This is a genomic window from Brevundimonas sp. UBA5713 (assembly GCF_002419815.1).
GTDB lineage: Bacteria > Pseudomonadota > Alphaproteobacteria > Caulobacterales > Caulobacteraceae > Brevundimonas.
Genome location: NZ_DIGV01000016.1, coordinates 192,175 through 217,326, shown reverse-complemented (window position 1 = coordinate 217,326; position 25,152 = coordinate 192,175). Strand labels below are relative to the sequence as shown.

The window sequence follows — 25,152 nt, the reverse complement described above, 5'->3', positions numbered from 1 at the left end:
TCATATTCCCTTCGTTCACGATGCCACCGGACAGCGACACAGTGGAAACGGGTGTCAGGACTTTTGGATCAGTTTGCCGTTCAGGCTGTTTTGCTGGCCCGACAGGATTTCAACCTCGACGATCTGGCCGATCAGATGTTCGGCATCCTCGACGTGGACCGATTGCAGATAGGGCGAGCGGCCAATGGCCTGCTGGCCATGACGACCCTTCTTCTCGAACAACACCGGCAGGACACGGCCCGCCAGCGACTGGTTGAAGGCCACCTGTTGCTCGCTCAGCAGGGCCTGTAGGGCGTGCAGACGCTCTCGGGCCACTTCGTCCGGCACCTGCGCGGCCATGGTGGCGGCAGGCGTGCCTGGACGGGGCGAATACATGAAGGAGAAGGCACTGGCGTATTTGACCTTGCGCACCAGATCCATGGTGTCTTCGAAATCGCGGTCGTTCTCGCCGGGGAAACCGACGATGAAATCACCCGACATGGCCATATCGGGGCGCGCTTCGCGGATACGGTCGATCAGGTCGAAATATTTCTGGCGACCGTGTTTACGGTTCATCAGACGAAGGATGCGGTCGGAACCGGACTGCACCGGCAGGTGCAGATAGGGCATTAGGGCCTGGAGATCGGCGTGCGCCGCGATCAGGTCATCCGACATGTCGTTCGGATGGCTGGTCGTATAGCGGATGCGGTCGATGCCGGGGATTTCCGCCAGCGCGTAGGCCAGTTTGGCGAGGGTGAACGGCTTGCCGTCCGCGCCTTCGCCGTCATAGGCGTTCACATTCTGGCCCAGCAGGGTGATTTCGCGCACGCCGCGATCGGCCAGCGCGCGGGCCTCATCCAGAACAGCCTTCACCGGACGCGACCATTCTGCACCGCGCGTATAGGGCACCACGCAGAAGGTGCAGAACTTATCGCAGCCTTCCTGAACGGTCAGGAAGGCGGTAACGCCGTCGGTGCCCCGCGCGACGGGCAGTGCGTCGAACTTTTCATTCGGCGCAAAGTCCGCACCGATACGCTCGCCACGGGCGCGGGCAGTGCGGGTCAGAAGTTCCGGCAGCTGGTGGTAGGCCTGAGGACCGACCACCAGATCGACCGCGGGCTGGCGGCGCATAATCTCTTCGCCCTCGGCCTGAGCCACACAACCCGCGACGGCGATGGTCATCGAGCCCTGACCGTTAGCGGCCTTCTCGTCCTTCATCATCCGCAGCTTGCCCAGCTCCGAATAGACCTTCTCGGCGGCCTTCTCGCGGATATGGCAGGTGTTGAGAATGACGAAGTCGGCACCTTCCGGCGTATCGGTCGGCGCATAACCCAGCGGGCGCAGCACGTCGGCCATGCGCTCGCTGTCATAGACATTCATCTGGCAGCCGTAGGTCTTGATGAACAGGCGCTTGGGCGCGTCACCTTCGGCACGGACAGCGTCCGGCACAGCCACAGTCGGATCGAGAGTATCGGTCATAGGCGGCTTATGATGCCGTCTTGGGGCATCTGCAAGGCAGGGCGGACCCGAAAGCCCGCCCCGATCGGATCACGCAGGATCAGTCTTTGGTCTCTTTGGCCAGAATCGAGGCCGGAACATCGGGGGCGTGGCCAGCCCGTTCACGCTTGAAGATCAGGCCTTCGCGTTCGGTCGGCTCGGCACCCGGAATGGCATGGCCGTAAAGCTCCAGCTTGTGGCCCACCAATTCATAGCCCAGCTTGCGCGCAATCTCGTTCTTCAGACGCTCGATCTCGGCGTCAAAGAATTCAATCACTTCACCGGTCTTGGTGTCGATCAGGTGGTCGTGGTGGTCGTCGCCCGCTTCTTCATAACGGCTGCGGCCATCACCGAAATCGTGCTTTTCGACCACGCCCGCCTCTTCGAACAGGCGTACCGTCCGATAGACCGTGGCAATCGAAATGTGCGGATCGATCGCCGAAGCCCGACGATACAATTCTTCCACGTCTGGGTGGTCAGTCGCATTCGACAGGACACGGGCAATCACGCGCCGTTGTTCCGTCATACGCATGCCGCGATCGGCGCAAAGTTTTTCAATCCGGTCCATGCGGTGGAAGATATGCCGGACCGCCTCTTTATGGAAGCTATAGAGGAAAGTTCAGTGCCATCATGAGCGCATCCTCAAAGCTACCGTCAGGTTTGCGGTAGTATTTCGCGCGGCGACCTACAATTTCGAAGCCGCAAACCCCGTATAGCCCTTGGGCCGGCAGGTTTGTTTCAGCCACTTCCAGGAAGAGGCGTTCGGCCCCCATGGCTTTGGACTTCACAATCGCCTGTTCGACCAAGGTTCTGCCTTTCCCCTGCCGTCTTGCGGAGGGTCGGACTGCCACAGTGAGAATCTCGGCTTCGTCGACGATAGTGCGCACGAGGATAAATCCCGCCTCGTCGCCAAGAGCGCATACACCCGGGCTATCCAGCAAACCGGCAAAGGCGGCCTCGTCCCAAGGGGTATCGAACGCCTCGGCGTGTATTTCCGCCATCAGGACAGGGGTAAGGGCGTCACTCACGTCGACGCCGTGCGGGGCTGACCGGGCAAGCGACTGGGCGGTGTCGCATCGGGGGCCCGCAGATAGAGCGGCGCTGGCAGATTACTGGCGGGATCCAGCATCGCCGTCAGCTTGGCCAGGGCCTCGGGGAGGGGGGCCGCCAGCGAATGACACTGTGCGCCCGCCAACGGTTCAAACCTTTCGGCCAGCACAGGAGCACCCGATCCCACGATGACCGGATCCCGCCCCTTGGCGATGGCGATTATCTTTTCGCGGCAGGTGTCGATGACCAGCGCCTCGGCGTCGCCCAAGGGCTGACCGTCTTCAAACAGGCGCACATAGACCTGACCCCGACGCGCATCGATTGCGGCCACGACCAGCCCCACTTCGGGCACAGACGCCGCCAGTCCATCAAGGCTGGACAGCCCTACCACCGGCACACCGCGCGCCGTACCCAGCCCCAATGCAAACGACAGCCCGACCCGCAGCCCCGTAAAACTGCCCGGGCCCACCGTCACGCCGATGCGCTCAAGGCCGTCAAATCCGCCAGCCTCGAACACCGCATCGCGGGCAAAGCCGCCCAAGCGCTCCTGATGGCCTTTGGTCATCTGTTCCTGACGCACACCTAAAGGCGCGACCGTTTCGCCCGCCTCAAACATTGCGGCGAGGCAGTTTCCCAGCGCCGTATCGATGACCATGACCTTCATGTCACCGTCACTAGCGCCCTCATCAGCGCAGGGCTAGCGCCTGAACCACTTCAAGCACCGACTGACGCACGCGCGCTTCACCAATACGTCCAAAGGCCTCGGTCAACCGACGCAGCTCGTCAGCGTCAAGATCGGTGGCTTCGGCTCGCTCGGTCATCGACCTCTCGCCGTTATGAGGGAAAAAGGCGGACACCGGACATTCGAACAGTTGCGACAGTTGAAACAGGCGCGCCGCCGACACGCGGTTCAAGCCTGCCTCATATTTCTGAACCTGCTGGAAGCTGAGACCCAAGGCCGAGGCCAGCGCGCCCTGCGACAGACCACGGTCGCGCCGCATCTGGCCGATGCGTTCGCCCACCCAATGGTCGATGTCTTCACTACGCCGCGCCATTTCACCCTCGATTGCAGATAACACTGTTTCACAACCAAGAGTATATATCAACGATTTTGTTTCATCCGTCTTCTAGGCGAGCGACCACTGCCGACACGCGAGCGAGACGGGCTCGGGCAATGGCCTCCTCGTGTCCGGCAGCATCACGGACCCAGACCTCGGCGGCATCTGAGCGGGCGAACAGGCGTACCAGCCGTTGGCCGTCATCAAAGTCCAGCACACAGCCTTGATCGCGGCGGGGCCACTGACCCTCAACATATTCCAGCACAACGCCGGCAAACGCCCACGGGGCCATGTCGTCCGTATCCAGACGCAGGCGAGATTTACCGAGTGCGGATGGCCCCTCAAACCCCCGATGGCGGGCTTCCATGCCCGTGGCGGCCACTGCTCGAGCAGGGGAGGTGACCGGTCCGCCGATCAGCAAATGCAGGTCCTCGACCGTGGCATCCAGCGCCCCCGTCAGGCGCCGCTGCACATCCGGACGAAACAGACCGGCGCGCTTGCCACTTTCATACAGGCCCCATCCCTGACTGGTCATGCCTATCCGGTTTCCGGCCTCGGCCTGACTGAGGCCGCGCTCCCTCCGGAGCTGGGCCAGGGCTTCCCCCAAACGCAATGCTTCTGCCTGCTCACTCATGGCGCGCACTATGTCGTAAACCGAACGATGTTACGAGAGCGTTTCATGTGAAACATTAAATGCATCCCGTGCAGATGCCGATCACGCTCCGCCCCCTTGAACCGGGCGGTCAGAAGGCGCATCTGCGCTGTATGTTCATTCAGACCGAACCCACGCCCAACCCGAAGGTGCTCAAATTCCTGCCGGGCCGCGAAGTCTCGCCGCAGGCTGTGCTGGAGTATCGCACCATCGACGAGGCCACCGCCTCGCCGCTGGCCGAAGCCCTGTTCGAACTGGAAGGCGTTTCCGGCGTCTTCTTCGGGGCCGACTATGTGTCGGTGACCCGCGACGTGCACGCGCCGGACTGGTCCGAAATGAAGCCGCCGATCCTGTCCGTCATCATGGACCACTTTGTGTCGGGTGCAGACCTGCTGCGTAGCGGCGGTGTCGCCAGCAGCGATGGTCATGCCTCGGATGGCGAAGACGACGAGATCGTTGCCGAGATCAAATCCTTGCTCGACACCCGCATTCGCCCCGCCGTGGCGCAGGATGGCGGAGACATCCTGTTCGACAGCTTTGACCACGAAAGCGGCATTGTGAAGCTGCGCATGCGCGGGGCCTGCTCGGGCTGTCCGTCGTCGTCGGCTACTCTGAAAGCCGGTGTGGAGCAGATGCTGCGCCACTATGTGCCCGAGGTGAATGCCGTCGAGCAGGTGATCTAAGGCCACCCGTCAGCGCTTAGGCCAGATCGTCGATATCCTCGGGGGACAGTTCGCCCGGCACCAAAGTCACCGGCAGCTTGCGCCCCTGAACCCCGATCCCTTGTTTGACGATGGACGTGACCAGCGGTCCCGGCCCGCGCGAGCCTGTGGCCGTGGCCAGCACCAGGATTTTGATCCCGGGGTCTTCGGCGGCGGCGCGACGTACGGCGGCGACGGGATCGCCTTCATAGATAAGATAGATGGGCGGCGAGCCGGACTGCTCGGCGACCTTTTCGCCCAGCTTGTTCAGCAGCGCTTCGGCTTCCTCGCGATTCTGGCGGCGGATTTCATCGCGCACACCGGACCAATGCTCATCGGTCGCATCGGGCAGAACCCGCAGCAGCACCACATGGCCTTGGGTATTGCGGGCCCGCCGCGAAGCGTAGGCCAGCGCGGCATCCATTTCAGGTGTATCGTCTACAACGACGAGAAATTTTCTAGGCAAACGGCCCCTCCGTCTTTGTTCGACAGGCGCACACCTAAACCGATGGGATAGTCGAGGCCAAGTCCTCTCACGCCTTCGTCAGATCAGAAAAAAGGGCACCCGGATAGACCGGATGCCCTGATTTCATTGCACTCTCGTTCGGCCTTAGGCCTCGCTGGAGATGACCTCGCGAATGGCCGCATTGGCAATCGTCAGCTTGGCAAAGGTCCAGCCTGCGCCCGAGGCTTCGATCTCGTCGACCGAGCCACGCAGAGCCTCGACCGCCGGCAGACGCTGGCCGATCCACGCATCCACGGCCTGCTCGGCCTTGGCTTCGGTTTCACCGACTTCCGAACCGCAGGTCTTTGCGACCGCACGGGTCAGGGTCATTTCCTCGGTCATCAGGTCCTGCACCAGACGGCGCACGGCCAGACGATCGAAATGATCACCCGACTTCATCGAACTTGCGGCGACACGCAGACGGTCAAAGTCGAATGCCGCACCGACCTGATGGTAGAGGCGGGCCATATCCGGAGCAGACCAGCCAGCCTCATCGGCCAGATCACTGATGTCGGCCGTCGCGACCAGCGGGCGCAGCATGGCGACCGTGCGGGCCAGCTCTTCCGGCGCGCCCATGTCGACGAAGCGCTGGACACGTTCTTCCAGACGACCTTGCTCGAAGCGCGACAGAACACCGCCGCCCGCCTGACGCAGGGCATCGGCGTGCGGGCGGTATTTCTCGATCAGGCCACCGACGCTGGTTTCCTGACGCGCAGCCCGGCGGGCGAGCCAGAAGGTCTGGCGACGCAGGACTACAGCGATTTCCTGATAGAGGGCGATTTGCGCCTCTGCCGGAATCTTGAGGTCCAGCGCCGACACGGCATCCCATGCCTCATCGAGGCGGAAGATACGACGAGCGGCCTCGAACGCGACCGTCATGGCGGTGGTGTCGCACTCGGCGGCCGCGCGCAGGCGGTCCGGGAAGGTCGGGCCGCACATGTTGACGATCTCGTTCGCCATCACGGTCGCGATGATCTCGCGGCGCAGACGGTGACCGGCCATGTCGGCTTCGAACTTCGCCAGCGGAGCCGGGAAATAGCGCAGCAGGCTATCTTCGAAGAACGGATCTTCCGGCGCTTGCGAGGCGACGATGTCGTCCGACAGCTCCAGCTTGGCATAGGCGGTCAGCACGGCCAGTTCCGGACGGGTCAGGCCCTCGCCATCCTTCTTCATCTCGGCAAGCTTGGCGTCGTCGGGCAGGAACTCGACCACGCGGTTCAGCTTACCTTCAGCTTCGAGCGACTGCATGAACTGCTGCTGGGCATCCAGAGCCGCGGCCCCTTCGGCCTGTTGCAGGCTGACGGCAAGGGTCTGGTCATAGTTGTGGGCCAGCACCTTCAGACCCACCTCTTCGGTCATCGACTTCAGAAGCGCATTACGCTCTTCGGCCTTCAGGTTGCCCGCAGCGATAGCGCCGCCCGTCAGGATCTTGATGTTCACCTCATGGTCAGAGGAGTCCACGCCTGCCGAGTTGTCGATCGCGTCGGTGTTCAGGCGAACGCCTTCTCGAGCCGCTTCGATACGGCCCAGTTGGGTGGCACCGAGGTTGGCACCTTCACCCACCACAGCGGCGCGCACCTCGCCGCCGTTGATACGGATGCTGTCGTTGGCCTTGTCACCGGCCTGGGCATTGGTCTCGCCCGCGCCCTTGATGTAGGTGCCGATGCCGCCGAAGTAGAGCAACTCGACGCGCGACTTCAGGATCGCCTGCATCAGCTCTTGCGGGGTAACCACGTCGGCCTCGATGTCGAGCATGGCCTTGATCTGCGGGGTCAGCGTGACCGACTTGGCGCCGCGCGGGAAGACGCCTCCACCTTCGGAGATCAGGCTCTTTTCATAGTCCTGCCAAGAGGTGCGCGGGGTGTTGAACAGGCGGTTGCGCTCTTCCCACGACTTGGCGGGATCAGGGTTCGGATCAAGGAAAATGTCGCGGTGGTCGAACGCCGCCACCAGCTTGATGGCTTTCGACAGCAGCATGCCGTTCCCGAACACGTCGCCCGACATGTCGCCCACGCCTGCCACAGTGAAAGGCTCGGACTGGATGTCCTTGCCCATCTCGCGGAAGTGGCGCTTCACGGCTTCCCATGCACCGCGTGCGGTGATGCCCATTTCCTTGTGGTCGTAACCGGCCGAGCCACCCGAGGCGAAGGCATCGTCCAGCCAGAAGCCATAGGACTGCGACACGCCGTTGGCGATGTCGGAGAAGGTCGCCGTACCCTTGTCGGCGGCCACCACCAGATAGGGGTCGTCACCTTCCCAGGCGATCACGTTTTCAGGACGCACCGGCGCGCCTTCGCCGACGATATTGTCGGTGATGTCGAGCATGCCCGACAGGAAGGTCTTATAGGCGCGGATGGCCTCAGCCTGCATCGCATCGCGGTCACCACCGACCGGAAGCTGTTTCGGATAGAAACCGCCCTTGGAGCCGACCGGCACGATGACCGAGTTCTTCACCTGCTGGGCCTTCACCAGACCCAGAACCTCGGTGCGGAAGTCGTCGCGGCGATCCGACCAGCGAAGGCCGCCGCGGGCCACCGGACCAAAGCGCAGGTGGGCGCCCTCGACGTGCGGTGCCCAGACGAAGATTTCACGGAACGGCTTGGGCAGCGGCATGTCCTCGATCTCGCGCGGTGCGATCTTGATCGAGATGTGCGGCTTGTCCTGATAGAAGTTGGTGCGTTTCAGCGCGCCGATCAGATCGGCAATACGACGTAGCGCACGGTCATGGTCAAGGCTGGCCACATCCTGAAGCAGGGTGGCGATGTCCGACTGGATACGGGCTACTTCGCTTTCGCGCGACGCGGCGTCACCACCGGCGGCCGGATCGAACTTGGCCTTGAACAGCGACAGGATGGCGCGCGACACCGCCGGATACAGCTTCAAAGCCTCTTCCTGCACGGCCTGCGACGGGTCCAGACCCGTTTGCTGGCGATAGCGGGCAAGGGTCCGGATCAGGGCCGCTTCACGCCAGTCGATACCCAGTTCCAACACCAGACGGTTGAAGCCGTCGCTCTCGGTCCGACCGTTCCACACGGCGGCAAACGCCTGTTCAAACGGGCCCTTGATGTCGGCGAAGTCCAGCGCCTCACCGCGCGGGTCTTCCAGCAGGAAGTCGTGGATGTAGATCGGATCGTCGCCGATCGGACGCACGACGTGATCGGACTCTTCCAGCGTCTTCAGGCCCATGTCGGCCAGGATCGGCAGAACATCCGACAGCGGTACAGCGCCGCCACGGCGATAGAGTTTGAAGCGGAACTGAAGCGGGCTTTCCGATACGGTGCGGAAGGCGCGCACAGCCACCGGCTCGGCGGTGATGCCATCGCCTTCGCCCGTAGTCGTCAGACGGTCGAACTGCTTCAGGTCCTGAGCAGCTTCGGCAGCGTCATAGCGGTCGCGGTAGCCCGCACCAAAGGCGTCCGCCCATTTGGCGCTGGTCGGGCCCACGGCCACTTCGTCAAACTCGGCGGCGCGCAGGGCGCTTTCGAAGCGGTCAATCCACGAACGGCCCGCCTCGGCCACGCGGGCCTCCAGCGCCTTGTGGTCCGGCACCGGATGATCACCCGGCGTCACGCCGATGATGTAGTGCACGCGGGTCAGCGGCTGATCCGACAGCTGCGGATACCAGGCCGAGACACGGCCACCCCATTCCTCGGCAAGGATACGGCCGATGCGGGCGCGCAGGGCGGCATCGAAACGCTCGCGCGGGATAAAGGCCAGCACCGACACGAAACGGTCGAACGGATCGCGGCGGGTGAACAGGCGAATACGCGGGCGGTCATACAGGTGCAGAATGCCCAGCGAGGTATCCAGCAGCTCGTCTTCCGAAATCTGGAAGAGTTCGTCGCGCGGATAGTTCTCGAGGATATTCTTCAGGCGCTTGTAGTTATGGGTGCCCGGTGCCTTGCCCGCACGCTCCAGCGCGTGAGCGACCTTGCGACGGATCAGCGGCACTTCCTTGGCCGTCTTGTCATAGGCCTCGGCGGTAAACAGGCCGACAAAGCGGGTCTCGCCCACGGCGCGGCCCTGATCGTCGTAACGTTTGACGCCGACGTAATCCATATAGGCGCGGCGGTGCACACGCGAGCGCAGGTTGGACTTGGCGACCGTGATCGGCTCGCTCTGGTCCAACTGGCGCTTCATGGCATGGGTCAGCACAGCCGGTTCCGATGCACGACGCAGCACACGGCGCTCGGCATCGCGCAGCACGCCCAGACCTTCCGGCGTCTTGTCCAGAGGGGCCTCGGCTTCGGATTCACCGGCCGAGTTCAGCGGGAAGTCATATTCGCGCGCACCGAGGAAGACGAAATGGTCCGCACGGGCCCAGTCGAGGAAGGCGACCGCCTCTGCCACCACCTCTGCATCCACGCCCTTTGGCGGAGTGTTTTTCAGACGGTTGATGGCCCCGTCCATCATCTCGATCATGCCGCCATGGTCCTGAACGGCCAGACGCGCATCGCTCATGGCCGCGGCCAGACCCTCGCCCAGGGTGTCGCGGCGCTCTTGCGGCAGAGGGTCGATGATCAGAATGATCAGGGAGTCGCGGCGCCCAGCCGAAATCTCGATGATGGGATGGTAGAAGGCGCGCACGGTCACACCGGCGTCGGCCAGTTCACCCAGCACACTGTCGACCAGGAAGGGGCCATCGTCCTGCAGGATCAGAACGTGGTCATAGCCGCTGTTCTGGCCCTTGGCGTTCAACAGAGGGCTGACCTTGATAATGGCTGGTGAGCCCGGCTCGCGCTCCTGATCGGCCTTGACCACATTGGCCAGCAGTACCGCCAGATCCTCAGCACCCAGCTCCGGCGTTTCGTCCGCCTCATAGTCCTCCATCACCTGCGCCAGCAGCGAGGACTGGAACGCGCCCGGCGGTCCCGAAGCCACTTGAGCAAAGGCTTTCTCGAGCGCCTCCAAAGTAGCCGGCACGGCAGGAGCAGGACGCGAAGCGGCGGACATATCTATTTCTCATCAAACGCGGCCACACGGCCACCAGACATGAAACCTACCTTAGCGTCATGCGCGTTAATGCATAGTGGCCGACCGGTCCGAAAATCAGTGTGCAGCGCACAATGTTGCGTGAAAGGCCCATAGCCAAAGAACGCTGTTCCAAACTATGGCGAAGCTTTGAAATTTACGCCCCATTCCAGCCTAAATCGACGTCACTGCGCGAAACCGGATCCCAGAAACGAACAAGGCCGTCGAAGCGGGTTCGACGGCCTGCTCGGACCGATGCTTAGGAGGGGGAGGGAAAGCACCGGTCTTGGACGAAGCAGCCCCGGGGGGAGGGGAGGGGGAGGGGCTGCGTTCGATGATTGTGAGATAGAGGCTGATTGAGGCGAATCAAGGACCAATAGAAGAAAAATTTCAGCCTAATCGTGATTATAAGCCAAGCTTTTTGCCCAAGCGGGAGAATAACGACGGTTTTGTGTCACTTTCGGCTTTCGAACCCTTGCGATCTTCCGGATAGGGGTCTCCATCTCCGGACAACAGCACGGCCATCCAGCGAGAACCACGAAACTCCGCCAGAATTGCCATGGCCATGACGGCCAGCGGGGTCGACAGGAACATGCCCGCCACGCCCCACATCTTGCCCCAAAAGGCCAACGCCAGCAGGACGACAATCGGGTCGATGTTCTGGTTGTCACCCTGCATACGCGGCTGGACCATATTGCCGACGATGAACAGAACGATCTGCAGGCCGACCAGCAGGATCAGAGCAGGCCAGTAGCTTTCGAACTGAACCAGAGCAAACAGCGGCGGGGCCAGACCGGCAATCGCGCCACCCAGGATCGGAATAAAGCCCACGATAAAGATGACGAAGGTCCAGAACTCGGCATTCTGCAGGCCCACGGCGCGCATCAGTATCCAGGCCACGATGCAGATCATCACGCCGGTCACGGCCTGAACCCACAGATAGCCCTCGACACCGCCGCGCACCCGCTCAAACACCTGCACGGCTTCCTGACGGTTGGCACGGTCAGGGAACATGCCGACGATCTTCTTGCCAAAGCCTTTGCGCGAGACAAGCAGAAAGCCCAGGTAGATCATGACAAAGAAGGCGCTGGAAGCCGCACCCTGCACCTGAAACGCCGCCGCCGTCAGCCAGCCGCGCAAGTCCACACCCGCGATCATGTCCTGCAAGGTTGGCGGATTGGATACGCCCACCATGCCACTGACATCGCGGCTGATCTGGTCGATGCGCGGGCCGATGCTGCCTGCCACGCCCGAGGCGTCGGTAAAGAAGCCCGCCGCCCCTTCAACTATAATATAGATAGAGCCAAGGAAGCCGATCACGACCAGGGCGATCGCTGTCACACCCGCGAAGCGCTCCGGAACCGGTGTCTTGGTCACGATCCAGCGCTCGATGCCTGCGATCATGATCATCAGGAACAGGGCCATGGCCAGCGGGGTCAGAATGTCCCGCAGCCAATAGAGCGCCGCGCCCGCCGCGACGACCGCCACCAGAACCACGGCATTGCGTGATGCGGCCGCAGCATCAGAATGAATGGGCACTTTCATCTCGGCTTACTCTCTCGGGCTCGGCACAGCACAATCGCTTGCAAAGTGGATGGTTCCAAAGCCGCGCATTAATGCCAAGCTTTACTTTACAAATCCTGCGCTTCGGACCGCTTGCTAAGCCGCGCGCGACAACGCAGCATAGCTCCAAATCGCGGAGCACTTCATGACCGACGCCCCATCTTTATTTATCGGCCAATCCTTCGACGGTGAGCCGCAGCGCCTGTTGCTGAACCGGGCCAACCGCCACGGCATCGTTGCGGGGGCGACAGGCACTGGCAAGACGGTGACCTTGCAGATCATGGCCCAAGGGTTTGCAGATCAGGGCGTTCCGGTGTTCTGCGCGGACATCAAGGGCGATCTGTCCGGCATCAGCCAGGCGGGCGGTACCGAAAAGTTCGGCGAGCGCGCGGGCAAGATGGGTCTGGAGCTTCACGGCAAAGGAGCCCCGACCGTGTTCTGGGACCTTTACGGTGAAAAGGGCCATCCGATCCGCGCCACGGTGTCGGATGTCGGCCCTCTGTTGCTGTCGCGCATGCTGGAGCTGAACGATGTGCAGGAGGGCGTGCTGTCGATCGCCTTCCACGTCGCCGACAAGGAAGGCCTGCTGCTGCTCGATCTGGAAGATCTGCGCGCCCTGCTGACCTATGTGTCGGAGAACGCCAAACAGATCGGTGCCGAGATCGGCAATGTCTCGCCCCAGTCGGTGGCGGCCATCCAGCGCGCCCTGCTGCAGCTGGAGCAACAGGGCGGCAAGGCCTTCTTCGGTGAGCCTGCCCTGAGATTGGACGACCTGATCAAGACCCCCTACGGCATGGGCCAGATCAATGTGCTGGACGCCACCAAGTTGATGAACAGCCCGCGTCTGTATGCGGTGTTCCTGCTGTGGCTGCTGTCGGAACTGTTCGAGGAGCTGCCCGAAATCGGCGACCCGGACAAACCGAAGCTGGTGTTCTTCTTCGACGAGGCCCACCTGCTGTTCAAGGACGCGCCCAAGGGCCTGTTGGAGAAGATCGAACAGGTCGTGCGCCTGATCCGCTCCAAGGGCGTGGGCGTCTATTTCGTCACCCAGAACCCTGCCGATATCCCCGACAGCGTGCTGGCCCAGTTGGGCAACCGCATCCAGCACGCCCTGCGTGCCTATACGCCTGCCGAGCAAAAGGGTCTGCGCGCCGCCTCCAACTCCTTCCGCGCCAATCCGGGCTTTGACACGGCAGAGGCCATTCAGGCGCTGGGCGTGGGCGAGGCTCTCGTCTCGCTGCTGGACGAGAAGGGGGCCCCCACGGTGGTCGCCCAGACCAAGGTACGCCCGCCGGACTCGCGTCTGGGTCCGGCCACCGATGCCGAGCGCGCTCAGGTCATCCAGAACAGCCCGGTTCGCGGCGTCTATGACACCGCCGTCAACCGCGAGAGCGCCGAGGAAATCCTGAAAGCCCGCAAGGCACAGGCCGAACGCATTAATGCCGATGCCAAGGCCGCCGAAGAGGCTGAAAAAGCCCGTGCCAAGGCCGAAAAAGACGCGGCCAAAGCCAAGGCTCCGGCCAAGCGCGCCTCAAACCGTCAGACGCCCATGGAGGCATTGACCAAGACAGTGCTTCGCACGGCCGGTGCCGCGATCACGCGCGAGATTTTGCGCGGCGTGCTGGGCGGACGTAAGCGCCGCTGATCAGGATCGCGGCATCAGGCGCCACATACGAAGCGGGTGTCGGACGGCACCCGCTTCGGCTCCTGCAGCGTCGCCGGTACCAATATAGAGATCGGCGCGGACCTTGCCGCGAATAGCCGATCCGGTATCCAGCGCCATGACCATGCCGCGATAGCTGGCCTTTGCGCCAATCAGATTGCCGCCGTCGGCCTCGATCCAGACCGCTTCGCCATAGGACCAGTGCGACGGATCCACCGCAATAGAGCGGCGGGCGGGCAAGGGAACATTGGCCGCACCCACGGCCTCGCGACCATCGTCAGCACTCAGGGTAAAGAAGATATAGCGCGGGTTCAGGTGCATGACCTCCCGCGCGACAGGGCCTCTATTGGCCGACAGCCATGCCCGTATCGCATCGCCCGACGTGCCGTTGCGCGGCAGCAGTCCCCGATCCGCCATCGGACGGGCAATACCGACAAAGCGCTGGCCATTATCGGCGGCATAGGCCGCACGCATGCGACGACCGTCGGGGAAGGTCAGATTGCCCGAGCCCTGAATTTGCAGGAAGAACAGGTCTTCGGCCCGCATCCACGCCAGCGCCTGCGACTGGGCCGAGCCCGCCTCGATCGCCGCGCGGTCGCCTACATTGGCCAGATTGGCCGGACGGCTGAGCACGGGTGCATCGAACTCGGCATCCGGATAGGCGCGGGCCGGATATTCCGGCGCGAAATAGGCCGTCAGCAAGCCATTGGAGCCATCATCATTGCGGACTTCCACAGCGGTGAAGTTCTGCTCGATGAAGCTGCGGGCGTCGCTGGGAGATGGCTGACGGGCGAGAAAATCACGTGCTGTCTGACACACGCGGCTGGGCGAACGCAGCACCGGACATCCCGCGCCAAACGCGTGCAGGGCCGACAGATGGTCTTCGTTTTCCCAACCGGGCAGGGCGCTGAGCGGCAGGCCATAGGGCTGCGGGCCGGTAGGCGGAGCCACAGGCGTCGTCTGCGGGGGATAGGCGGGCTGCTGAACCGGGGGCTGTACCGGATAGGGATAGGGCTGAGGCACCTTGGGTGACGATGCACACGACGCCGCCGCAACTGCCAAAGCCGCAACCGCTGCGGGCCGGATCCATTTCATCACTACGCCTACTCCCGCCTGTGCCGCGCCAAGGGCCCTTAGGCCGTGGCGGCCTCTACCTTAGCCAGCACCCAGTTCGGATCGGTGGTGCCGAGCTGACGCTCGAAGGTCCACACCTCGGCGGTGCGGCGTTCGTCGGTGGTGGTTTCACCCGTTGCAGTGGTCAGGGTGTTGCGCACCTCGGCCAGAAAACGCACGCGGGCCGAAGCCAGATTGCCTTGCGCATCGGCCAACTCGATATCGGCGCGGGCCGGAGATACCAGCTCGACCGTTTCGGTGTCGCCGCGCTGTTCGCGCTGGGTGATACCCGCGTCGAAGGATTTCATCACGCGCTCGGTCAGCAGCGGGCGCAGTGCCTCTCGGTCGCCACGCGCATAGGCGCGCACGATAGTCTCATAGGCCTGACGGGCGCCTTCGAGGAAGCGCACATGATCAAACGACGGATCGCGTTCCTTAAGGCCCTTGATGGCCGCAGCGATAGACGGGTCGATGGTCGGCGCAGCGGCAGCCTTGGGGTCAGGCGTGACCGGCGCGCGCGGCAGGCCGATCGGCGGCATGGGCTTTTTGCCGGATTTGGCCTGATCTTCGGGTTGGCGCCCCACCTTCTTGCCCAGCACATTGTAGAGCATGAACAGCAATACAGCTGCGATCACAGCATAGAGCACAATCGTAAAGGTCTGGGACACGGATATTCCTTGGCGTATTCAAGCCCTTGCCGCTCGTAGCGGGACGCGGAAGCGTCGGCCGCCCCATCTGAGGGACAATGATCTCATTCACAGTGATTAAGGATGGATGGGCTGTGACGCAAGATAATCAGTCCCATTCCCCCTATGGGAAACGTTGCGACCGATAGCCTCAACGTGCTACCCGCCCGCCACAGGCTTGCCTCAAACGGTGCTCGCTAGAGCCGCCCAAGAGGGCCATTCACAGACTTTTTCGAAAGACGGCTTTTCGACATGACTGACGCCACGCCGCCCGCCGACACCAACGGCCAAAACCCGCCAGCCGATCAGGCCCAAGGTCAGCCGCAAGGTCCGGGCTTCCGCATCCTGACCCAATTCGTCCGCGACCTGTCGTTCGAAAACCCGAAGGCACCGGAAAGCCTGCGTATCGAAGGCAAACCGGCCATCGACATGGGCGTGGAAATGAACGCCGGTGGCCGTCCAGACGGCCTGTTCGAGGTGGACCTGAAGATTTCGGTCAAGGCTACCGCCGAAGACAAGACCCCGGTGTTCCACGTCGAGCTGGTCTATGGCGGTCTGTTCGCCCTGCACGGCGTGGCTCCGCAGGACATCGAGCCGATGCTGCTGATCGAGTGCCCGCGCTACCTGTTCCCGTTTGCCCGTCAGATCATCGCCCAGGCAACTGCTGACGGCGGCTTCTACCCGCCGTTCATGGTCGATCCGATCGACTTTGCGGCCATCTATGTGGCTCGCCAGCAGCAGATCGCTGGCTCGCCGGCAGAAACCGGCCAGGCCTGATCACGCTTTTTAGCGATACAAACTAAAAAGGCCCGTCGCGTTCGCGGCGGGCCTTTTGTCTTGGGATCAGGCGTCTTCCTTGGGGGCCGGATCCACACCAAAGCGGGTCCAGATCGGGTCCTTGACCCATTGCGCCAGAAACGCGCGATGTGCGGCATCTTCTTGCGGCGTAAGCAGCGAGGGCAGGGGACGCGGGCGGGCCCCGTACTGGACACGGCCCTGCACCGGCACCAGCCCATTAGCGGCCACCGCGCTGTGGGTCGTCAGATCGAAGGAGCGCTCCTTGCCGCCGCGCAGCTCCAGATAGACTTCGGCTAGCAGACGGGCGTCGATGAGGGCGCCGTGATACGTCCGGTCGGCCAGCGAAATCTTATAACGCTTACAGAGGGCATCCAGCGTGTTGGGCTGGCCCGGGAATTTCGACTTGGCGATGGCCAAGGTGTCGATCCAGCGTGCCTCGCCGGTCTGCGGCTTGTGTGCCAGCAGCAGTTCCCAGTCGATGAAGTTGCGGTCAAAGCTGGCATTGTGGGCCACCAGCGGCGCATCGCCGATGAACTCCAGCAGCTCGTCCGCCATCTTGGCAAAGATCGGCGCATCCTTGACCATGTCGTCGGTGATGCCGTGCACCTTGATGGCGTCTTCGGGGATCGACCGCTCGGGGTTCACATAGCGGTGGAAGGTCCGCCCCGTGGGCAACAGGTCGACAATCTCGATACAGCCCACTTCGATCAGGCGGTCTCCGGTCTTGGGGTCAAAGCCGGTGGTTTCGGTATCGAGGACGATTTCACGCATGACGGCTTATTGACCCGATCGGCGCGGCGATGTCCACGCCGGATCCAGCACGGTTTCGACAACCGCCAAAACCTGATCGCGGGCGTGGTCCACACCGACGCTGGTATCGATGATGAAATCGGCGCGGGCGCGTTTTTCAGCGTCCGGCATCTGACGCGCCAATATGGCGTCCAGCCGCTCCTGCGTCATTCCCTCACGCGTCAAGACACGCTGGCGCTGCACTTCGGCGGGTGCCGAGACCACCACCACCGCGTCGACAAAGGCATCGCCGCCCGTCTCGAACAGAAGGGGAATATCGACCACCGCCAGTTTCACGCCTCTTTCGCGCGCCTCGGCCAAGGCTTCGGCGCGGTCCATGCCCACGAGCGGATGGACAATGGCCTCCAGAGTTTTGAAGGCCGCCTCGTCCTGCCCCAAGGCCGCGGCCAGACGGGTGCGGTCTACCGCGCCGTCGACCACCACACCGTCAAAGACTTCGGCAATCGGGGCCACGGCAGGACCGCCAGCGGCATAGAGGCGGTGCACGGCCTCGTCGGCGTTCCAGATCACCGCCCCCGCTTCAGCAAAAAAGCCCGCGGTAGTGGATTTACCCATACCGATACTGCCTGTCAGTCCCAGCAGGATCATGCCGTCTCTCCCAGATGGGCCATGAGGGCCGCGCGCATATCCATATCCGGCGGACTTTGACCGAAGATGGCCTCGAAGCCGGCTCCGGCCTGACCGATCAGCATGGCCAGACCATCGACAATCGTCAGACCGCGCGCCTTGGCGGCTGCCAGAAAGGGCGTGACCACCGGACGATAGGTCATATCCATCACCACCGCCGAGGCGGGCAGGCGCAGCAGATCGATATGCGGCGGCACGCTCAGCGCATTGATGATCAGATCGGCGCTTTCCAGCACGCTTTCATCTGTCGCCACCGAGACACCGCTGCCCAGATCATCGGCGAGAGCTTGCGCCCGCTCAGGCGTCCGGTTCAGGATCGACAGACGCGCCCCTGCGGCCAGCAGTGCTCCAGAGGCCGCACGGCTGGCCCCGCCAGCGCCCAACATCACCACATGGGCATCTCTCAGGGTCAGGGCCGGTGCCTGCTGCGCCAAGGCATAGAGGACGCCTGCGCCATCAGAGCTGTCTGCGTGGATCTGCCCCTCGCGAAAGGCGAGGATATTGGCTGAAGACACCTGTTTGGCCGCCTCGGTCACCCGATCGGCACGGGCAAAGGCCTGTTCCTTGAATGGTGCCGTGACATTGACGCCCGCAATCAGCCCTGCGCGGCCTGCGGCCAACAGGGCATCGAACCCTTCGGCATCCTTGGGCGCAAAAGCCACATAGGCCCCGTCCAGCCCCGCCGTCTCAAGCCACAGATTATGAATGAACGGGCTGAGGCTATGGGCAACGGGCTGCCCCACCACGCCACCGACTTTTACGGCTCCGGTAATCCGGCTCATCGCGGCAAGACCTCGAAGCGGCGAAGTTGCTCCAGCACCAGCCACAAGGGCATGCCCAGCACGGTGAAATAGTCACCGTCAACCTTGTCGAACAGTTGCGAGCCCATACCCTCCAGACGGTACGAGCCGACGCAATAGAGCAGCTCTTCGCCCTCTGCCGCGATATAGGCATCCAAGAAGGCGCTGGAGAAATCACGCACCACCATATGGGCGGTGTCTGCACCGGACCAGATGATCTGGCCGCCCTTGGCCAATGCCACACCCGAGTGCAGCTGATGGGGCTTACCACGCATATCCGCCAGACGGGCTCGAGCCTGTTGCAGGTCAGGGGCCTTGGAAATCAGCCCACCGTCAAAGGCCAAGGTCTGATCGGCGCCCAGGACCACCGCCTCAGGGTGCTGGACCGACACGGCCAGAGCCTTGGCTTTGGCCAATTCGATCGCCAGTTCACGCGGATCAGCGCCGGGGACCTTCAGCGCATCCTCGTCCACGCCCGCGACCTGAACATCAAAGTTGACGCCCGCATTGGCCAGCACTTCGCGGCGCGCGGCACTTTTGGAGGCAAGGATCAGGCGGTTCAAACTCATGCGGGTACTCCCATGCGGCGGTTACGCCGTGCATTCACCAGATTGACGATGGCCGCCGCCGTCTCTTCCACCGAACGACGCGTCACATCGATGACCGGCCAGCCACGACGTTCAAAGTCACGGCGCGCCTTGATGATCTCGGCCCGCACCGCGTCATGGTCGACGTAATCGGTTTCCTGCATCTGGTTCAGACTATCCAGGCGGTTGCGGCGGATTTGCACCAGACGATCCGGAGAGACTGTCAGGCCGATCACCAGCGGATTTTGCAAACGTGTCAGGCGCTCGCCATCCTCACTGCCCGGTACCAGCGGCACATTGGCGGCGCGAATGCCGCGATGGGCCAGATAGATGCAGGTCGGGGTCTTGGACGTCCGGCTAACCCCGCAAAGGACCACATCGGCCAGTTCCAGTTCCTCTAATGTTCCTTGCCCGTCATCGTGGGCAATGGCGTAGTCCAGCGCGCTCATCCGGTTGAAATAGCCGGTATCCAGCGTGTGCTGGGCCCCGACGCGGGTCGAGATGTCGGCCCCCAGATAATGGGACAAAGCACGAACCAGCGGGTCCAGCGCGCCGATCTGGGGAATGCCCAAGGCTTTACAGCCCCGTTCCAGCTGTTCACGCAGCTCGGGATCCACCACCGTATGCAGCACCAGACCGGGCGCGTCGGCCACCTCGGCCAAAACCTCGTCCATCTGACGCGGCGAACGCACCAGCGCATAGATGTGCTCGATCGGAATGACCTTGTCGAAGCGCGCCACCACGGCCTTGGCCATGGCGTTCAGAGTCTCGCCGGTAGAATCCGACACCAGATGGACGTGGAAATAGGTCGCGAGACGCGACGGTCCGGCCGGACGGGCAGGGCTCATGACAGTTCCTTCTGTCGGGGGCTTGGCATCGCACGGTTCTAAACCCGTTTGGCGTGCCCAAGCCATAGGCACCGCAGAGGCTCTCGAAGAGGCTTCTGGCGCCACAGCGACGATCAGGGTGCCCCAACTGCGAATTCGGCGCCCAATTCGGCGCCCACACCCTCCCTTTCACTGTGGAAAAGCGGGGGCGCCGAATTCAGAACCATGGGCGCCGAATGGGCGCCCACGAGGGTCGGTCCTGAACCTTGGTGGAGACTGGGCGCCAAAGTTGTAAACGGCGCCCCCGCCCGTGAACTTGGGCGCCAGTTATTTTTCCCACTGTGTGGGTAAGACTCGTCATCCAATTTTGGCGCCCGTGGATTCACCCACAATGGCGCCCAAGGCCAAGTCCAATTAAACTGGATGTTTCACGGCTTTTCCACAAAACTCACAGGGCCGTTTCAAGCCCTCTGGAATCGTTCGTCGTCTCAAGGGGAGAAGTTCATCCCTCGGAGGGACAATCAAAAACTATCCCCGCGGTCCACTGCCCCTCTTCAAAGACTATTTTCTATAAATTCTATTATTTCGATTTGAGTTGAGGTTGGGGCTCGGGGACGGCTAAAACCTAGCCTCATGAGCACCCCACTTCTGATCCAGGCTCTTCAGGGCCAAACGACCGCCCGTCCTCCCGTATGGTTCATGCGTCAGGCTGGCCGTCATTTGCCGGAGTATCGCGAGCTGCGGGCCAAGGCGCCGGATTTCATTTCCTTCTGCCTGAACCCCGAAATGGCGGCCGAGGCGACGATGCAGCCGCTGCGTCGTTACGGCTTTGATGCAGCGATCATCTTCGCCGACATCCTGCTGATCCCGGGAGCTTTGGGTCAGAAGGTCTGGTTTGAAGGCGGAGAAGGTCCGCGTCTGGGTGCACTTCCGTCTATCGAACAGATGACGGAACTGGCTCCGTCTGCGGGCGAAGCCCTCAAGGCGGTGGGTCAGAGCCTGTCACTGGTGCGGGCGCAGATGGACCCGTCCAAGACGCTGATCGGCTTTGCGGGAGCACCCTGGACAGTCGCGACCTATATGCTGGACGGCGAAGCGCGCACCATCGGCAAAGGCGAACGGGCCGCGGCACGGGCCTATGCCTATGCCGATCCGGCGAAGGTCGAAGCGGTTCTTGATGTGCTGGTCGAAAGCACCGCCCATTATCTGAAGATGCAGCAGGATGCGGGCGCCATGGTGCTCAAGATCTTCGAAAGCTGGGCCGAGGGCCTGCCCGATGATCTTTTCGAGACCTTGGTGCTGAAGCCGCACCAGAAGCTGGTCGCCCGCGCCCGTGAGTTGGGAGTGACCGTACCGCTGATCGGTTTCCCGCGTGGCTCGGCAGCTCTGGCTGAACGTTATGCGCGCGAATGCGACGTTGATGCCGTGGCGTTGGACACGGCCTGTCCGCTGGAAGTAGGCAAGCGCGTTCAGGCTATCAAACCCATTCAAGGTGCCCTCGATCCGCTGCTGCTGCGTGCAGGCGGCGACGCGCTGGACCGCCGCGTCGATCAGTTGATGGAAGCCTGGGGGCAGGGGCCGTGGGTATTTAATCTCGGCCATGGCATTATGCCCGATGTACCGATCGCGCACGTCGAGCAAGTGTTGAAGCGCATAGGAGCGCAATAGTCATGTCGGTCACACCGCTGAAATCGGGATCGGGCCGCCGCATCGCGGTGGTCTTGGCCAATCTTGGCGGGCCCGATGGTCCTGACGCCGTCAAACCCTTCTTGTTCAACCTGTTCAATGATCCGGCGATCATCAACCTGCCGGGCATTGTGCGGACGCCACTGGCCAAGCTGATTTCGTCCCGCCGTGAAAAACCGGCGCAGGAGAACTATGCGCTGATGGGCGGTGGTTCGCCGCTGTTGCCAGAAACGCGCAAACAGGCCGAAGCCTTGGAGGCGCAGCTGAACGCCCGTCTGCCGCAGGACGAGACGCGCGTCTTCATCGCCATGCGCTATTGGCATCCGTTCACCGAAGAAACTGCCCGCGCCGTCGAGGCTTTCCGCCCCGATGAAGTGGTCTTACTGCCGCTCTATCCGCAATATTCGACCACCACGACGGCCAGCTCCCTCAAGCTGTGGCGCCAGACCTATAAGGGCACGGGCACCGAGCGCGTGATCTGCTGCTATCCGCAATCGGAAGGCTTTGTTGCCGCTCAGGCCGAGCTGATCCGTGACACTCTGGCCAAGGCCGGGGAGCAGCCGGTGCGTGTGCTGTTCTCGGCGCACGGCATTCCGTCCAAACTGGTCAAACAGGGCGATCCCTATCAGGCGCAGGTCGAGGCGACGGTGGCGGCTGTGGTCGCTAAACTGGGTCTGACAGACTGGGCCATCTGCTATCAGTCCAAGGTGGGGCCTCTGGAATGGTTGGGGCCAGCCACGCCGGACGCGATCAAACAAGCGGCGGCTGATGGCGTCGGCGCGGTGGTGGTGCCGATTGCCTTCGTGTCCGAACATATCGAGACACTGGTCGAACTGGATCACGAATACGGTGAACTGGCCCATGAGGTCGTTTGTGCGCCCTATCTGCGAGCACCGGCAGTCGGTGATCATGCCGAGTTCATCCGTACACTGACGGAAGAGACCTTGAGCAGTCTCGGAGCCCAGACCGAACGTTGCGGCAATGGTTCGTGCGCCTGCGATGGCCGGTTTCTGAACGCGCAAACCAAGGCTGACGCAGCCATCCATGTGGCATAAGCTACTGATCTAACGACGGGGATCACGATGAACGCCTATGATCTTGCCCGCGGCCTGCACATTCTGGCGGTGATCGCCTGGATGAGCGGCATGCTCTATCTGCCGCGCCTTTATGCCTATGACGCTGAACAGAACGCCAAGGCCGAGCCTCTGAAGTCGGAGATGCAGGGCCTGTTGCGCACGTGGCAGGCGCGCCTGCTCCGCATCATCATCAATCCGGCCATGATCCTATCGCTGATCTTTGGCGTGTTGCTGTTTTGGCTGCGAGCCCAGATGCTGGGCAGTTGGTCATTCGCGCACGAGCCATGGATGATGGTCAAACTGTTGGGTGTTGTGGCCCTGTTGGGCTGGCACGGCTTTCTGGCCGCCAGCCGCAAGAAAATCGCCAATGGCACCTCGACCCGTTCCAGCAAATTCTGGCGCATGAGCAATGAGGTGCCGTTCCTGATTGCCATCGTCATGGTGTTGTCGGTGACGCTGGAGTGGGGTGCCTAAGCGCCTCGCCCCATCACTTCTAAGCGGGCAGGGCCGCACGACACTTGACCCACAGGGGCGTTCCGTGGTTTCGCTTGGGCGAACCGTGGGGTCAAATGACAGCGCGGCACCTCTCTTTCGATGGTTTCCGGTCTTTCTGCTGACTGGAGGCAACCATCTCCCCTGATGCGGCTTGGCCGTTACAACCTGCGAAGTCTTGCCAACCGCCCGCCATCCGCGCGCGGCTGAGCGTATGAGCCTGTATTATGACCGACACGCCTGAAAACGAAGTCACTGAAAACACTCAGGAAACTCAAGGTGAGCGTCCGCGCCGTACCCTGACGCTGGGCGGTGTCAAACCGGCCGCCGCCGAGGCAGAGCAACCGGTTGAGTCTGACGAACCGGCTCAAAATGACTACAGCGGCATCGACACCTCGGCTGAGGAAGACGAGGATGATGACGGTGAGCCGATCGTCCCGAACGGTCGCATCACGCTTCAGGAACTGAACGAAAAGACGCCGGAAGATCTGGTCGCCTTTGCCGAAGGTCTGGACATCGAGAACGCCGGCAATCTGCGCAAGCAGGACCTGCTGTTCGCCATCCTGAAGACCCTCGCCGACGAAGAAGTCGAGATCATCGCTTCGGGCGTGCTGGAAATCCTGCCGGATGGCTTCGGCTTCCTGCGCAGCCCTGACGCCAACTATCTTCCGGGTCCGGACGATATCTATGTTTCCCCGTCGCAGATCCGCCGCTTCGGCCTGCGTTCGGGCGACACTGTCCACGGTGCCGTGCGCGGCCCGCGCGAGGGTGAGCGTTACTTCGCCCTGCTCAAGGTCGACACGATCAATTTCGAAGACCCTGAAACGGTCAAGACCAAGGTCCTGTTCGACAACCTGACGCCGCTCTATCCTGAAGAGCGTCTGCACATGGAAATCCAGGACCCGACGCTGAAAGACCGCTCGGGCCGCGTGATCGACATTGTCGCTCCGCTGGGCAAGGGCCAGCGCTGCCTGATCGTGGCACCGCCGCGCGTCGGTAAGACGGTGATGCTGCAGAACATCGCCAAGTCGATCGAAAAGAACCATCCGGAAGTCTTCCTGATCGTTCTGCTGATCGACGAACGCCCTGAAGAAGTGACAGACATGCAGCGCACCGTGAAGGGCGAAGTTGTGGCTTCGACCTTCGACGAGCCGGCTTCGCGTCACGTCGCCGTGGCTGAAATGGTGATCGAAAAGGCCAAGCGTCTGGTCGAGCACAAGAAGGACGTTGTGATCCTGTTGGACTCGATCACCCGTCTGGGCCGCGCCTATAACGCCACTGTACCGTCGTCGGGCAAGGTGCTGACCGGTGGTGTGGACGCCAACGCTCTGCAGCGTCCCAAGCGTTTCTTCGGTGCTGCCCGTAACGTGGAGCAGGGTGGTTCGCTGACCATCATCGCGACCGCCCTGATCGACACCGGCTCGCGCATGGACGAAGTGATCTTCGAAGAGTTCAAGGGTACTGGTAACTCGGAAATCGTTCTGGACCGCAAGGTTGCCGATAAGCGCATCTTCCCGGCCATCGACGTGCTCAAGTCGGGTACGCGTAAGGAAGACCTCATCACGCCGAAAGATCAGCTGGCCAAGACCTATGTCCTGCGCCGTATCCTCAACCCGATGGGCCCGCAGGATGCGATCGAGTTCCTGCTCGACAAGCTGCGCCAGTCGAAGAACAACGGCGACTTCTTCCAGTCGATGAACACCTAACAAGCTTAGCAGTAAGACCGGACATACCGGTGTTTCACGTGAAACAGAGGAGCCCAGTGCAATGAAGGTCACCATCGAGATCGACTGCACACCGGCGGAGGCGCGGGCCTTTATGGGCCTGCCCGACGTGGCTCCTCTGAATGATCGGCTTGTCGAAGAGATGCAAAAGCGCATGACGGCCAATATGGCGGCCATGCAACCCGAGGAACTGATGAAATCCTGGACGGCCTTTGGCGTTCAGGCTCAGGATCAGTTCCGTCGCCTGATGGAAGCGGCAGTAACCGGCCAGACCAAGGGCTGAGGCG

General features: G+C 62.4%; 24 protein-coding genes. 8 read left to right on the top strand and 16 right to left on the bottom strand.

Annotated features, from left to right (window positions below; translation table 11 throughout):
• Positions 1–54: 54 nt before the first annotated feature.
• From miaB to B3B04_RS03375, 6 genes are all read right to left on the bottom strand, one after another.
• On the bottom strand, positions 55–1,458 hold the full coding sequence (miaB, locus tag B3B04_RS03400) for a tRNA (N6-isopentenyl adenosine(37)-C2)-methylthiotransferase MiaB (RefSeq protein ID WP_292039870.1): 1,404 nt from the start codon (positions 1,456–1,458) through the stop codon (positions 55–57).
• 79 nt (positions 1,459–1,537) lie between these two features.
• The gene (locus B3B04_RS03395; RefSeq protein ID WP_292039869.1) at positions 1,538–2,044 is read right to left on the bottom strand and encodes a Fur family transcriptional regulator; all 507 of its coding nucleotides are present in this window, start codon (positions 2,042–2,044) and stop codon (positions 1,538–1,540) included.
• Positions 2,045–2,081: 37 nt separating this feature from the next.
• On the bottom strand, positions 2,082–2,504 hold the full coding sequence (gene rimI / locus B3B04_RS03390) for a ribosomal protein S18-alanine N-acetyltransferase (RefSeq protein WP_313442369.1): 423 nt from the start codon (positions 2,502–2,504) through the stop codon (positions 2,082–2,084).
• Positions 2,501–3,190 carry a tRNA (adenosine(37)-N6)-threonylcarbamoyltransferase complex dimerization subunit type 1 TsaB gene (tsaB, locus tag B3B04_RS03385; protein ID WP_292039868.1) on the bottom strand — a complete coding sequence of 230 codons (690 nt, stop codon included), beginning with the start codon at positions 3,188–3,190 and terminating at the stop codon, positions 2,501–2,503. Before tsaB ends, rimI begins: the two co-directional genes overlap by 4 nt.
• Before the next feature lie 22 nt (positions 3,191–3,212).
• The gene (locus B3B04_RS03380; RefSeq protein WP_292039866.1) at positions 3,213–3,581 is read right to left on the bottom strand and encodes a helix-turn-helix domain-containing protein; all 369 of its coding nucleotides are present in this window, start codon (positions 3,579–3,581) and stop codon (positions 3,213–3,215) included.
• A 61-nt stretch (positions 3,582–3,642) separates the two neighbouring features.
• A complete protein-coding gene (locus B3B04_RS03375) occupies positions 3,643–4,218 on the bottom strand; it encodes a helix-turn-helix transcriptional regulator (protein WP_292039864.1) in 576 nt (191 codons plus the stop codon).
• Between the two features lie 131 nt (positions 4,219–4,349).
• Between B3B04_RS03375 and B3B04_RS03370 the strand changes: the two genes are divergently transcribed.
• Entirely contained in the window at positions 4,350–4,919 is a 570-nt protein-coding gene (locus tag B3B04_RS03370) for a NifU family protein (protein ID WP_292039887.1), read from the top strand.
• A gap of 16 nt (positions 4,920–4,935) precedes the next feature.
• On the opposite strand, the gene B3B04_RS03365 is transcribed toward B3B04_RS03370, so the two are convergent.
• The 3 genes from B3B04_RS03365 to B3B04_RS03355 all read right to left on the bottom strand — a co-directional run bounded on the left by B3B04_RS03365 (position 4,936) and on the right by B3B04_RS03355 (position 11,958).
• Positions 4,936–5,403, bottom strand: coding sequence for a universal stress protein (locus tag B3B04_RS03365; RefSeq protein ID WP_292039862.1), 468 nt, complete (start codon positions 5,401–5,403; stop codon positions 4,936–4,938).
• A 144-nt stretch (positions 5,404–5,547) separates the two neighbouring features.
• Positions 5,548–10,395, bottom strand: a complete 4,848-nt coding sequence (locus tag B3B04_RS03360; RefSeq protein WP_292039859.1) for an NAD-glutamate dehydrogenase — start codon at positions 10,393–10,395, stop codon at positions 5,548–5,550.
• Between the two features lie 423 nt (positions 10,396–10,818).
• On the bottom strand, positions 10,819–11,958 hold the full coding sequence (locus B3B04_RS03355; protein WP_292039857.1) for an AI-2E family transporter: 1,140 nt from the start codon (positions 11,956–11,958) through the stop codon (positions 10,819–10,821).
• 163 nt (positions 11,959–12,121) lie between these two features.
• On the opposite strand from B3B04_RS03355, the gene B3B04_RS03350 reads away from it, so the two are divergent.
• On the top strand, positions 12,122–13,621 hold the full coding sequence (locus B3B04_RS03350) for a helicase HerA-like domain-containing protein (RefSeq protein ID WP_292039855.1): 1,500 nt from the start codon (positions 12,122–12,124) through the stop codon (positions 13,619–13,621).
• On the opposite strand, the gene B3B04_RS03345 is transcribed toward B3B04_RS03350, so the two are convergent.
• Both B3B04_RS03345 and timA read right to left on the bottom strand, forming a co-directional pair.
• The gene (locus tag B3B04_RS03345) at positions 13,622–14,734 is read right to left on the bottom strand and encodes an MltA domain-containing protein (RefSeq protein ID WP_292039886.1); all 1,113 of its coding nucleotides are present in this window, start codon (positions 14,732–14,734) and stop codon (positions 13,622–13,624) included. It abuts the gene before it with no gap.
• A 38-nt stretch (positions 14,735–14,772) separates the two neighbouring features.
• Positions 14,773–15,420, bottom strand: coding sequence for a TIM44-related membrane protein TimA (gene timA / locus B3B04_RS03340; protein ID WP_292039852.1), 648 nt, complete (start codon positions 15,418–15,420; stop codon positions 14,773–14,775).
• Positions 15,421–15,690: 270 nt separating this feature from the next.
• Here timA and secB point away from each other — a divergent pair, with 270 nt between their 5' ends.
• Positions 15,691–16,215, top strand: a complete 525-nt coding sequence (gene secB, locus B3B04_RS03335; RefSeq protein WP_292039848.1) for a protein-export chaperone SecB — start codon at positions 15,691–15,693, stop codon at positions 16,213–16,215.
• Between the two features lie 66 nt (positions 16,216–16,281).
• Here the strand turns inward: secB and dnaQ are convergent, their stop codons facing one another.
• From dnaQ to B3B04_RS03310, 5 genes are read right to left on the bottom strand one after another with little or no spacing between them, the layout of a single operon-like run.
• Positions 16,282–17,007: a DNA polymerase III subunit epsilon gene (dnaQ, locus tag B3B04_RS03330; RefSeq protein WP_292039846.1), complete on the bottom strand. Its 726-nt coding sequence runs from the start codon at positions 17,005–17,007 to the stop codon at positions 16,282–16,284.
• 6 nt (positions 17,008–17,013) lie between these two features.
• Entirely contained in the window at positions 17,014–17,634 is a 621-nt protein-coding gene (gene coaE, locus B3B04_RS03325; protein ID WP_292039844.1) for a dephospho-CoA kinase, read from the bottom strand.
• Positions 17,631–18,455 (bottom strand): shikimate dehydrogenase, encoded by an 825-nt coding sequence (gene aroE, locus B3B04_RS03320; RefSeq protein ID WP_292039842.1) that lies wholly within the window; start codon positions 18,453–18,455, stop codon positions 17,631–17,633. Before aroE ends, coaE begins: the two co-directional genes overlap by 4 nt.
• Complete coding sequence (locus B3B04_RS03315; protein ID WP_292039840.1) at positions 18,452–19,042, bottom strand: Maf family protein; 591 nt, start codon at positions 19,040–19,042, stop codon at positions 18,452–18,454. Before B3B04_RS03315 ends, aroE begins: the two co-directional genes overlap by 4 nt.
• Positions 19,039–19,908, bottom strand: coding sequence for a pyruvate, water dikinase regulatory protein (locus tag B3B04_RS03310; RefSeq protein ID WP_292039838.1), 870 nt, complete (start codon positions 19,906–19,908; stop codon positions 19,039–19,041). The genes B3B04_RS03315 and B3B04_RS03310 overlap by 4 nt, the downstream gene beginning before the upstream one ends.
• A 612-nt stretch (positions 19,909–20,520) precedes the next feature.
• Here B3B04_RS03310 and hemE point away from each other — a divergent pair.
• From hemE to B3B04_RS03285, 5 genes are all read left to right on the top strand, one after another.
• On the top strand, positions 20,521–21,555 hold the full coding sequence (hemE, locus tag B3B04_RS03305) for a uroporphyrinogen decarboxylase (RefSeq protein ID WP_292039836.1): 1,035 nt from the start codon (positions 20,521–20,523) through the stop codon (positions 21,553–21,555).
• Positions 21,556–21,557: 2 nt separating this feature from the next.
• On the top strand, positions 21,558–22,628 hold the full coding sequence (hemH, locus tag B3B04_RS03300) for a ferrochelatase (protein ID WP_292039834.1): 1,071 nt from the start codon (positions 21,558–21,560) through the stop codon (positions 22,626–22,628).
• 27 nt (positions 22,629–22,655) lie between these two features.
• Complete coding sequence (locus B3B04_RS03295) at positions 22,656–23,123, top strand: CopD family protein (protein WP_292039833.1); 468 nt, start codon at positions 22,656–22,658, stop codon at positions 23,121–23,123.
• A 245-nt stretch (positions 23,124–23,368) separates the two neighbouring features.
• Complete coding sequence (gene rho / locus B3B04_RS03290) at positions 23,369–24,847, top strand: transcription termination factor Rho (protein WP_292039831.1); 1,479 nt, start codon at positions 23,369–23,371, stop codon at positions 24,845–24,847.
• Between the two features lie 61 nt (positions 24,848–24,908).
• Complete coding sequence (locus tag B3B04_RS03285; protein ID WP_292039829.1) at positions 24,909–25,148, top strand: DUF6489 family protein; 240 nt, start codon at positions 24,909–24,911, stop codon at positions 25,146–25,148.
• Positions 25,149–25,152: the final 4 nt, after the last annotated feature.

Excerpts from the sequence above, each read along its gene's own strand:
- dnaQ (WP_292039846.1), bottom strand. The coding sequence starts at position 17,007 with ATGCGTGAAATCGTCCTCGATACCGAAACCACCGGCTTTGACCCCAAG.
- B3B04_RS03395 (WP_292039869.1), bottom strand. The coding sequence starts at position 2,044 with ATGGACCGGATTGAAAAACTTTGCGCCGATCGCGGCATGCGTATGACG.
- B3B04_RS03285 (WP_292039829.1), top strand. The coding sequence starts at position 24,909 with ATGAAGGTCACCATCGAGATCGACTGCACACCGGCGGAGGCGCGGGCC.
- B3B04_RS03380 (WP_292039866.1), bottom strand. The coding sequence starts at position 3,581 with ATGGCGCGGCGTAGTGAAGACATCGACCATTGGGTGGGCGAACGCATC.
- B3B04_RS03310 (WP_292039838.1), bottom strand. The coding sequence starts at position 19,908 with ATGAGCCCTGCCCGTCCGGCCGGACCGTCGCGTCTCGCGACCTATTTC.
- B3B04_RS03375 (WP_292039864.1), bottom strand. The coding sequence starts at position 4,218 with ATGAGTGAGCAGGCAGAAGCATTGCGTTTGGGGGAAGCCCTGGCCCAG.
- B3B04_RS03370 (WP_292039887.1), top strand. The coding sequence starts at position 4,350 with ATGTTCATTCAGACCGAACCCACGCCCAACCCGAAGGTGCTCAAATTC.
- B3B04_RS03355 (WP_292039857.1), bottom strand. The coding sequence starts at position 11,958 with ATGAAAGTGCCCATTCATTCTGATGCTGCGGCCGCATCACGCAATGCC.
- hemE (WP_292039836.1), top strand. The coding sequence starts at position 20,521 with ATGAGCACCCCACTTCTGATCCAGGCTCTTCAGGGCCAAACGACCGCC.
- rho (WP_292039831.1), top strand. The coding sequence starts at position 23,369 with ATGACCGACACGCCTGAAAACGAAGTCACTGAAAACACTCAGGAAACT.
- miaB (WP_292039870.1), bottom strand. The coding sequence starts at position 1,458 with ATGACCGATACTCTCGATCCGACTGTGGCTGTGCCGGACGCTGTCCGT.
- tsaB (WP_292039868.1), bottom strand. The coding sequence starts at position 3,190 with ATGAAGGTCATGGTCATCGATACGGCGCTGGGAAACTGCCTCGCCGCA.
- B3B04_RS03360 (WP_292039859.1), bottom strand. The coding sequence starts at position 10,395 with ATGTCCGCCGCTTCGCGTCCTGCTCCTGCCGTGCCGGCTACTTTGGAG.
- secB (WP_292039848.1), top strand. The coding sequence starts at position 15,691 with ATGACTGACGCCACGCCGCCCGCCGACACCAACGGCCAAAACCCGCCA.
- coaE (WP_292039844.1), bottom strand. The coding sequence starts at position 17,634 with ATGATCCTGCTGGGACTGACAGGCAGTATCGGTATGGGTAAATCCACT.
- B3B04_RS03315 (WP_292039840.1), bottom strand. The coding sequence starts at position 19,042 with ATGAGTTTGAACCGCCTGATCCTTGCCTCCAAAAGTGCCGCGCGCCGC.
- B3B04_RS03350 (WP_292039855.1), top strand. The coding sequence starts at position 12,122 with ATGACCGACGCCCCATCTTTATTTATCGGCCAATCCTTCGACGGTGAG.
- aroE (WP_292039842.1), bottom strand. The coding sequence starts at position 18,455 with ATGAGCCGGATTACCGGAGCCGTAAAAGTCGGTGGCGTGGTGGGGCAG.
- B3B04_RS03345 (WP_292039886.1), bottom strand. The coding sequence starts at position 14,734 with ATGAAATGGATCCGGCCCGCAGCGGTTGCGGCTTTGGCAGTTGCGGCG.
- hemH (WP_292039834.1), top strand. The coding sequence starts at position 21,558 with ATGTCGGTCACACCGCTGAAATCGGGATCGGGCCGCCGCATCGCGGTG.
- B3B04_RS03295 (WP_292039833.1), top strand. The coding sequence starts at position 22,656 with ATGAACGCCTATGATCTTGCCCGCGGCCTGCACATTCTGGCGGTGATC.